This is a genomic window from Chryseobacterium sp. CG10_8 (assembly GCF_058117085.1).
In genome coordinates this window covers 1-995 of sequence record NZ_JBYVEB010000244.1, presented here as the reverse complement: position 1 = coordinate 995, position 995 = coordinate 1, and the positions used below count along the sequence as shown (strand labels likewise).

Below are 995 nucleotides of genomic sequence, written 5' to 3'. Positions count from 1 at the left end.
GCATTATTTGGATTCCGAGTTTAATTCAGTCACTCTGATTAGAAAATGAATTTAGACCATCAACAGTTATTTAGTTTGGTCTAGATTCAGTTTCTTATTTTATTCACTCAAAATCAGAATTTTTTCAGCGCGCGAATTGTTCAATGGCAGTTGTAGATAACGAAAAAGTATTAGCGAAGGCGGGCGAAAAGTGAACTGAAAGTTCAATTATGAGCCAAACTGAGCCAATGCTTTTTCAATGGAGTAAACTTACAAAAATATTACGGAATTGAAAAGCAGTGGTGGCGAAGAATATTCAAATTTTCAATTTGAGTATTCAAGCCCGCTTTTGCTAATACACTGTTGGCGGTAGTGCTTTTTTTTATTCTACAATAAATTTCTTTGGGTAGTTCTCTATTTTTTCTATTTCAAAAAATTCATCAAAACTATCTCTTTGTTTAGTTTTATAAAATTCAACGATTTTATTTAAAAATGCTTCAAGTGTTGGTGCAATCACATTCCGGTCATCATCTGCGTGCCAAAATTCGATTATTTGTCCTTTAAAGTTTGTGAAAATTCCTTTTAAATCATAACAAATATTATCTCCTCCGCCATTTTGAAATATTGGAACCCAATTTTCATTCCACCAATTTTCAATTTCAAAGTCGTATCCAATCATAGAAGTTAATTCAGATGCGTCATAAAGTGCTTGTTGCAAGGGAATAAACATTGAATTATTTACAAATGCTTCAAAACAGTTTGGATTTTGACCGTTTTTCCATTTATAAAGTAATTTTAAGTCATTAGGAATTTCAATCTTATAATATTCTTCCAATTTATGAAGCTGTTCGTCATTTAAAGGTTCGTTTAGTTGCGAATAGTATTCAGGCCTTAAAATCGATAAATATTTATCAATTTCTTGAATTTTTTCTTCCATAATTTAGTCTATATTTTGTTTTGATAGCATTACCGCCAACGAAAAAGTATTAGCGAAGGACGGGCTTTTACAACTAAAA

General features: G+C 31.0%; 1 protein-coding gene. It reads right to left on the bottom strand.

Annotation, left to right across the window (positions count from 1 at the left end; translation table 11 throughout):
* Window positions 1-361: 361 nt before the first annotated feature.
* Window positions 362-916 (bottom strand): SMI1/KNR4 family protein, encoded by a 555-nt coding sequence (locus AC4AGG_RS16545; RefSeq protein ID WP_489773125.1) that lies wholly within the window; start codon window positions 914-916, stop codon window positions 362-364.
* Window positions 917-995 lie beyond the last annotated feature (79 nt).

Coding starts and splice junctions, on each gene's coding strand:
- AC4AGG_RS16545 (WP_489773125.1), bottom strand. CDS start 916: ATGGAAGAAAAAATTCAAGAAATTGATAAATATTTATCGATTTTAAGG.